Source organism: Sphingobacterium sp. UBA5789 (genome assembly GCF_002418355.1).
In the GTDB taxonomy this organism is placed as follows: domain Bacteria; phylum Bacteroidota; class Bacteroidia; order Sphingobacteriales; family Sphingobacteriaceae; genus Sphingobacterium.
Genome location: NZ_DIDX01000003.1, coordinates 703,685 through 711,923, shown reverse-complemented (window position 1 = coordinate 711,923; position 8,239 = coordinate 703,685). Strand labels below are relative to the sequence as shown.

The following is an 8,239-nucleotide window of genomic DNA, read 5'->3' as shown; positions in this document are numbered from 1 at the left end:
ACTGGAGAACCAACTGTAAGTGTGGCTGAAGTACCGGCACAAGTCGTCACCTTGGGAATCGTAGGAGCTGCCGGCAGTGGATTCACAGTCAAAGTCACTGCCGTACGTGCACTCACACAGCCTGTAGTCGAATTATATCCTTCTACATAATAAGTAGTCGTAGCCGCTGGATTAGCAACGGTATAGCTATTTGCTGTTGTCAATGCTGTTCCTCCGGAAGCAACCGTATACCAGCGATAGCTGATACCTGCCTCAGGCGAACTGATAGTCAACGTTGCAGGAGTACCTGTACACGTTGCTACATTTGGTATGACCGGGGCAGCAGGAAGCGGATTCACAGTCAAAGTCACTGCAGTACGTGCACTCACACATCCTGTAGTCGAATTATATCCTTCTACATAATAAGTGGTTGTAGCCGTCGGATTCGCAACGGTATAGCTATTTGCTGTTGTCAAAGCTGTTCCTCCGGAAGCAACCGTATACCAGCGATAGCCAATGCCCGCAACTGGAGAACTGACCGTAAGTGTGGCTGAAGTACCGGCACAGGTCGTTACATTTGGAATGGTAGGAGCTGCCGGTAGCGGATTCACAGTCAAAGTCACTGCNNTAAGTAGTCGTAGCCGCTGGATTCGAAACAGTATAGCTATTTGCTGTTGTCAATGCTGTTCCTCCGGAAGCAACCGTATACCACCGATAGCTAATACCTGCAACTGGAGAACTGACCGTAAGTGTGGCTGAAGTACCGGCACAAGTCGTTACATTTGGAATGGTAGGAGTTGCCGGTAGCGGATTCACAGTCAAAGTCACTGCAGTACGTGCACTCACACATCCTGTAGTCGAATTATATCCTTCTACATAATAAGTAGTCGTAGCCGCTGGATTCGAAACAGTATAGCTATTTGCTGTTGTCAAAGCCGTCCCTCCGGAAGCAACCGTATACCAGCGATAGCTGATACCTGCCTCAGGCGAACTGATGGTCAACGTTGCAGGAGTACCTGTACACGTTGCTACATTTGGTATGACCGGGGCAGCAGGAAGCGGATTCACCGTAAGTGTTACTGCGGTACGACTAGTACTTATACAGCCGGTTAATGCATTATAGCCCTCCACATAATAGGTAATACTAGATGTAGGATTGGAGATTAGAAAACTATTACCCGTATTAGCTAATGTTCCCCCTGTCGATGCTGTATACCAACGGTAAGTAATACCAGACTGTGGAGAACTTACGATAAGATTAGCTGACACTCCAGAACAAGTAGACAGATTTGCGATTGTAGGGACTGAAGGGAGACTATTTCGGACAATTGTAATAGCTGTTCTTGCAGAAGGGTAAGTATTTGTCTCCCTAGCTTCCAGATAATAAGTTCCACCAGCTAAAGTCCCTGGAATTGTTAAGGTATTAGTAGTGGTAGAAACTCCTGCAACCTCAGTTCCGTCCACGGCTGCAGTATAAAGTTTATAAGTATACCCAGACTGGAAATTACTGATCGTAAATGATCCTGCAGCATTACCGCATAAACTCAGGGTTGGAGAAGCAACCGTTGGAGGAATTATATAATAAGCGTAATAAAGACTTGCTGATAACCCTAAAGACACCGCCGATCCCACTTTGACCCGTATTCCATCATTAGCCTGAGCAGATCCAACTACGGGTAAGATAACTGTTAATTCTTGTTGCCCTACTCCCCCTATTCCTAAAAGATCCAGTAAATATCCTGCAGAATATTCTGTACCAACCGGAGTACTTACGTTGCCATTAGTTCTTTGCAGACTGATAGAATTAATCAAACTCAATACAGAAGCATTCATTTTGAGTTTGACCATAACCGGAGTAACGTAGCTTGGTAAAGCATTTGTACCTGTAAATCTTACATTCTGCATAGTAGCAGACAATACAAGTGGAGATACAATTGTCGAAGGATTGTTTGCCGCGATCTGAGTCGGATTAACTGCGTTACTTCCATTATTTACACTCCCGCAGACAACAAGTACACATCCCAGATCCACATCTGTACTCGTATTAAAACTATTGGCATATACCCGCTGTGCATGCGCTGTCCCCGCCATTCCATAGAATAGCAATGAAAACATACAAATCAGATAACACCATTTCAACTTCATAGGTAATGACGATGTGTTTTACTAAAGCGCAAACGTATTTAGGTTAGGCTGTATAATGTTTTTCATAGAAGTAGGCCGGAATACAAGAAAAAGACACCTAACCCTAAAGCCTTATACTTACATTCCACTACAAATGTAAAATATAAACTTTGATTTAAATAAACAAAGAATATATATTTTAACAACTAATTAAGCAATTGGATTTTAATTATGTTAGAAATATTATAATATCCAATTAGGTTATTAAATAGTGTATTTTTAACACGATAAGATTAAAAACATGAAATTTACAACTGAAACTTCATTTCCTAATCGGATAATAACAATAATTTAATATGTAACAAAGCAGCCCAAGGAAATAGACCCACAGAATGAAAACTAAAAAATAAGCGTAAAATTTGACCGTGATTTACACTTACATTATAACAACCGAAAGAAGTATCGAAAAGCAAATGGTAAAATCAGCCTTTATCTGAAGAGTAAAATTTTGAAATGCGGTCTTAGTCAGTATTCCCGGAAAAGATTAATACGGTCATAGAGCAGATCCTGCTAGAGGCTGGAAAATAAGTAAATTGTAAAGTTGCTCTGACGACTTCTTTACTCATCAAAAGCAATAAATATGCAAGGATACTGAACTAAATCCAGCATGATATTTTATGAATAATCTGTTCTGCCTAACTTAAAGGCTTCGCATTAGTATTTCGATAATAGGTGATTTTAGAAAGAAACATCGTTGCCATTTTCTCTCCTCGCAGAACAGCTTCTTCCGCTTTCTCTCCTTCAAAAAACTCCCGAACAGTATGACTCCAGAGATTCAGCCAGGCATCAAAATGAGCCGCATCAACAGGCAATGTCGCATGCGGAGGAAACGGGCTTCCGAAATAGGTATGCTCATCCAGTAAAAGCGTCTGCCAGAAACCATACATTTTTTCCAGATGCGCCTCCCAGCGACCATCCAAAATTTTATTAAAGACAGGCCCTATTAGCATATCCTCTTGCACCCTGCTATAAAATGTATTTACCAACAATTTAATATCTTCCATCGTTGTAATATCCTGCTTTGCCATAGTCTTATTCTTAATTTAATACTATAAAATGTAAAATCTCTTTTGACAGAACAAAGGTAAAAATAATAAAAGACTTTTTTATCTTTTATTATTTATGTACCTTTAAGAACTTTTAAAAATAACAGATCATGACTATTCACAACGATAAATCAACCGAATATCATAATGCTATCCGATCCATTTTTGAGAACCTGCAATACAGTTCAGAAAAACCGGACATCAAGGTGATTCTGGAAACTTCAGCTATTAAGGAAATACGTATCAGCATGCGGGCCGGCCAAGTTATGAAAACGCATAAAAGTCCGTTTCCTATAGTTATTCATGTATTACAGGGGGCAATCAAACTTGGTATACTTTCTGAAACCTATGAAATGAAAAGTGGAGATATGATCGGACTGGAAGGTCATATACCACATGATCTCACAGCAACTGAAGATACAGTCATCAGACTCTCCATCAGTCATTCAGATACAGCAAAACGTGTTGAGGAAGTTATAAATACAGGTGAATAATATAAACGTAAGGATTTTATTAAAATGGGAATTTTTTCAAAGACCTGTGAATACGCACTCCGGGCAGTTATGTATATAGCACAGTCCAGTCAGCAGGGAGAAAAAGCCGGCATTCATGAAATTGCAGAAGCTATCAAATCGCCGGAAGCCTTCTTGGGAAAGATACTTCAGCAACTTAGTAAAGAAGGGCTGATCCGATCATCCAAAGGTCCGAACGGCGGTTTTTATATGGAACCGGAAGACACAAAACGACCACTGGCAGATATTGTAAGGAGTATTGATGGTGTACAGTTGTTTGAAGGATGCGCCATGGGACTCGACTATTGCTCTAAAGAAAATCCATGCCCTTTACATCACGATTTCAAAAAGATCAGAAAAAAATTGTCTGTTATGTTACAAGAAACAAGTATAGGACAATTTAACACAGATCTGATTAAAGGTAATTTTACATTGTCAAAATAAGACACCTTTTGTTAACCAAAACATAATATGGAAGAAGACACAACTTCATTAACTTTAATACATGAAAAGTCTGTCTCCTCTTCGTCTTACTTTCATACTTTTTACATTTGCGATCAGTCTGTTTACAGCCTGTAAAAAAGAAGATGCTCCTGCTCCTGCCGGAACAAATAAAGCCATCAATCAATGGATCATGTCGCAGATGAAACAATACTATTACTGGAACAATCAAATTCCCTCAGGCAAGACGGATGAAACCTTACCGGATATATACTTCAAATCACTATTGGTTCCCCAGGATCATTTTTCCTCAATCTTACAAACCAAAAACACGGATACCTACGGAAATACGCTGGCGAATACTTTTGGTTTTGATTTCATCCAGATTTCCCAAAACGGAACCATTCACCATATAGTCAGTCAGGTAGTCCCCTACTCTCAGGCGCAACAATCCGGACTGTCCCGTGGAGATACAATCACAACATGGAATGACCAACTTCTTACACCTGCTAATGTTTCAGACCTTACACAGGAAGCTCTTGGTAGAAATACGCTCCGGTTAACCCTGCACTCCGGGCAAACTCTACAACTGGCTTCTGCTTATATTGCTCAGCCAGTAGTATACACACAGCGCATCATACAACAGCAGAACAACATTTATGGGTATCTGTACCTTAGTCATTTCGACTTCAGCGGAGCTTACGATGTTATACGGACTGTGGAAGACTTCCGACAGAAAAAAATAACGGATTTAATACTGGATATGCGGTACAATACAGGGGGACAGGTATCTTTTGCGGCGTTTTGTTCCTTGCTATTGGCAAAAGTGCAGGCCAATGATATTTTCCTTATGTATCAGGGCAATGTTTCCTTAGGTGTACAGCGTATGAGTTTTGCGCAGTCACTCAGCAGACAACCGGACGGATACAACTTTACTGCAGAAGACCTGCATTCAAAAAGCCTTCAGCTCAGCAAAATCTACATCTTAAGCACTTCCTATACAGCTTCAGCAGCAGAATTACTAATCAACAACTTAAGTCCATACGTAGAAATTATACATATCGGAGAGACGACCATGGGCAAAGATATGGCTTCTGTCACGTTGACTTCACCAGACAATATCAATGGCCCGGCAGAAAGCTGGCATATTCTTCCTTTGGTCTACAAATTGTACAACAAAAACAACAAAGGTGATTACAGCGCAGGACTGATACCACAATATAACCTGTCTGAGCACAGTTCTTTACCCTTGTATCCTTTCGGATCCGAACAGGATCCATACGTAGCTTTTATCCTCAACAGAACCTCCTCCTCCCGGAATACATCTTTGCAAAAGGCCGCCATCAGTTTAGAAGGCCAGGTACTTTACCACTCGGATCCTAAACGACACAAACCTGTTATCCTTTCTGAATAATGTGCTGACATCATTACTCTTCCTTTCCAAAATAAAACAGGGCCATCTCCTTAAGAAAATGACCCATCATCAACCTTTACCCCAAAAATTTTAAATATTATTTAGCCAGGGAATTAATCGTATTGACCAGCTGACGGATATCTACCACAGCATGTGGAGTTCTTTGCAAACGACGAACAGGTCTTGCCAGATAAGCAGTACGGATACGGTATGATTCCTGTTCATACTTTTTGATAATTACTTCCAGTAAATTCAATGTATCCCGGTACTGCTGATGTAAGGCAACAAGTGATTCACGGCTTTTTTTGATATCATAAGCTGTAGACACTTCATGCTCTGATCGCAGTAAATGTTCGAGATCCACCAATACCTGTTTCATCTGCTGGTGTTTGAGCGAATTAATTCCCTTCATATTTTTTCCGTTTTATTTAATCAAAAAATTACTAAATGGATAGGACCATCCCGGGGAAGGAGTCCAGGTATCGAAATAATCTTCCTTCTTAGAAATTACTCCGTCAGGAATCGTTGATATAAAAATACCAGCAGATGTATTTGAACTCTGTAAATACAGGTATACAGGTTCTCCATCTTTTAAGAATGGTTTTTTATCGGTTTTCAATACTAAAAATCTTCCTACAAATTCAGACGCACCAACTTGAGGACGCTTGACTGGTATTACAGCATAATCTTGCGGCACTTTTCTGCTTACATTGAACACCGTATCTGTACTGATATCATAATATACAGACATAAACATACCGAAATCAAATTCTTTTAATTCCTGAAATACCAGGTGTATAGATTCTTCATTCGAAGCCAGTTCTTTATTGTAATTGACAAATTTGACTTTGATTTTACCCGGCTCAGGTACCACTCCTTCAATCTCGCCATTCCCCTTCATCAGTACGACCGTTTGTTCGTCAGCCGGATCCATTTTTAACAATGTAAACTTGTTTGTATTCTCTTCTAATTTTATATATTGTTTCAGCACTTCTGTCTTTGATGTCAGGCTTACTACGCTGACTTCTACAGAATCACTCCTGATTATTTTTTTCAAAATATTAAAAGGGATAGTTTCCTTACCTATTTTTATCTCATATCCTTCAGCTTGTTTGTGAGCAAACTGAACCGTACTTAATGCAGTGAACGAATTGATTTCTTCACCTTTTTGACAACCTGTGATTACCAATACGGAGATCAGTAACAAAAAGCAAACTATTTTTCTATTCATATACAGTTAAATAAAGCCTGTCGAAGCAGTTTTCGACAGGCTATATAGATTATGATTAATATGTTTTCGGAGAAAACTGAGTCCATCCGAATGTCCACACCTGTGAAGGATTCGTCACAGCAGGATCGATAGCTCCTTTATATGAAGTTCCGGTTCCGTAAGCTGGTGAAGTAGCTGTAGGACGTAAAACAAAAGGATTAAATCCGCCTGATACAGGGTAGAAAATATTAGTTCCACCTGCTAATGCCAGATAAGACGTTGCATCAGAAGAAACTGTTGTCGAGTTGCCTGATCCCGGAGCAGAGCCATTGAATGCAGCTGCATATCCGTGCACGACGTTGTTACTGAAATTACCTCCTGAAATGCTCTCGAAACTAGCTCCTGTAGCATAACCGGCGATGATTGAATTTTCGATATCCAGTGAAGAAGCTCTTCTCCAACGGTTACCATACTTAAGTTTAGTAGTAGCAACAGCTGCATCTTTAATACCCAGGAATGTAAAGTTTCTCAATTTAGGATTAGTCAATGGCAATCTTGTAGCATCACCTGCTCCATTGTTATCAGACTCTAAACCATTAGAATCAGAATTTCCACTTGAAGTACTGTTAGTAGAGTTAGGATCTTTCAGAGACAATGCATACTCAATAGTTCCGGTATATCCGAAATCAAAATCATAATCATCATCGTCATTTGAAGAAGCTACTAAATATTTCGCATTAACAGTACCTCCGAAAAACTCAAAACCGTCATCTTTACCCCAAGATACCTGAATGTTTTCCAAAGTAGTTCCGTTACCAACACCACCTAAAGTCAGACCGTTGATCTCATTGTTTTCAGTAAGGTTATAACCAGCAAACTCGATACGCACATATTTCAATGTACCGGAGTTATCAGCAGGATTACTTCCACCGTAAGTTACATCTACACCTATAGGAGCAGGTACACCTTCGATACGTGTGGTAGCCGGTTGGTTAGTTGTAGCATTACCCAACATAATCACACCACCAAAATCGCCCGGATTGCGGCTACCTGAAGCATTAGGAGATGTAAATACAATCGGAGCAGCAGCAGTACCGATAGCATTCAACTTAGCTGTTTTAGGTACAACTAATACCCCACGGATATTTTGAGCACCGTATACCTCGTCATTATAAGATTTCACATTACCTGAAGTAAGAAAAGTACCTGCTTCAATTGTAAGCGTTTGTCCGGGTGCTACAAAAGAAACACCATCGATCAACCATACCGTATCTTTTGACAGAAATGATTTAGTGATCAAACCATTTACATCTACAGGAACATGTGCCTGAGGTTTAGCCGGTAGACCTGCTTTGAAATCTGCTTGTGGAGCCAGGTTGTCTTTGTTACATGAGGCTAATGCGATTGCGCATACAGATGCCGCGAATAAAAACTTTTTCATGCTTTGTTAATA

At 40.1% G+C, this 8,239-nt stretch carries 8 protein-coding genes and 1 pseudogene; 3 read left to right on the top strand and 6 right to left on the bottom strand.

Annotated elements, in window-relative coordinates; all coding sequences use genetic code 11:
• The 3 genes and pseudogenes from B4B65_RS09335 to B4B65_RS09325 all read right to left on the bottom strand — a co-directional run.
• Nucleotides 1–590, bottom strand: a 590-nt coding sequence (locus B4B65_RS09335) for an immunoglobulin domain-containing protein (protein ID WP_422663649.1), incomplete at its 3' end; no start/stop codon positions are given.
• Between the two features lie 31 nt (nucleotides 591–621).
• Nucleotides 622–1,812, bottom strand: a pseudogene (locus tag B4B65_RS09330) (hypothetical protein); the annotation flags it as partial.
• Nucleotides 1,813–2,798: 986 nt separating this feature from the next.
• Nucleotides 2,799–3,191, bottom strand: a complete 393-nt coding sequence (locus B4B65_RS09325) for a group III truncated hemoglobin (RefSeq protein WP_201679969.1) — start codon at nucleotides 3,189–3,191, stop codon at nucleotides 2,799–2,801.
• A 128-nt stretch (nucleotides 3,192–3,319) separates the two neighbouring features.
• Here B4B65_RS09325 and B4B65_RS09320 point away from each other — a divergent pair, with 128 nt between their 5' ends.
• The 3 genes from B4B65_RS09320 (at nucleotide 3,320) to B4B65_RS09310 (ending at nucleotide 5,576) form a co-directional block, all read left to right on the top strand.
• Nucleotides 3,320–3,703 (top strand): cupin domain-containing protein, encoded by a 384-nt coding sequence (locus B4B65_RS09320; RefSeq protein ID WP_293915307.1) that lies wholly within the window; start codon nucleotides 3,320–3,322, stop codon nucleotides 3,701–3,703.
• 24 nt (nucleotides 3,704–3,727) lie between these two features.
• Nucleotides 3,728–4,165 (top strand): RrF2 family transcriptional regulator, encoded by a 438-nt coding sequence (locus tag B4B65_RS09315; protein WP_293915305.1) that lies wholly within the window; start codon nucleotides 3,728–3,730, stop codon nucleotides 4,163–4,165.
• 61 nt (nucleotides 4,166–4,226) lie between these two features.
• On the top strand, nucleotides 4,227–5,576 hold the full coding sequence (locus B4B65_RS09310; RefSeq protein WP_293915303.1) for a S41 family peptidase: 1,350 nt from the start codon (nucleotides 4,227–4,229) through the stop codon (nucleotides 5,574–5,576).
• Between the two features lie 97 nt (nucleotides 5,577–5,673).
• Here B4B65_RS09310 and B4B65_RS09305 read toward each other — a convergent pair whose 3' ends face one another.
• Genes B4B65_RS09305 through B4B65_RS09295 form a run of 3 tightly spaced genes read right to left on the bottom strand, consistent with a single transcriptional unit; the run spans nucleotide 5,674 to nucleotide 8,227 of the window.
• Nucleotides 5,674–5,988, bottom strand: a complete 315-nt coding sequence (locus B4B65_RS09305; RefSeq protein WP_201679973.1) for a hypothetical protein — start codon at nucleotides 5,986–5,988, stop codon at nucleotides 5,674–5,676.
• Between the two features lie 12 nt (nucleotides 5,989–6,000).
• Nucleotides 6,001–6,807, bottom strand: coding sequence for a hypothetical protein (locus B4B65_RS09300; RefSeq protein WP_293915301.1), 807 nt, complete (start codon nucleotides 6,805–6,807; stop codon nucleotides 6,001–6,003).
• 55 nt (nucleotides 6,808–6,862) lie between these two features.
• Complete coding sequence (locus B4B65_RS09295; protein ID WP_293915299.1) at nucleotides 6,863–8,227, bottom strand: hypothetical protein; 1,365 nt, start codon at nucleotides 8,225–8,227, stop codon at nucleotides 6,863–6,865.
• Nucleotides 8,228–8,239: the final 12 nt, after the last annotated feature.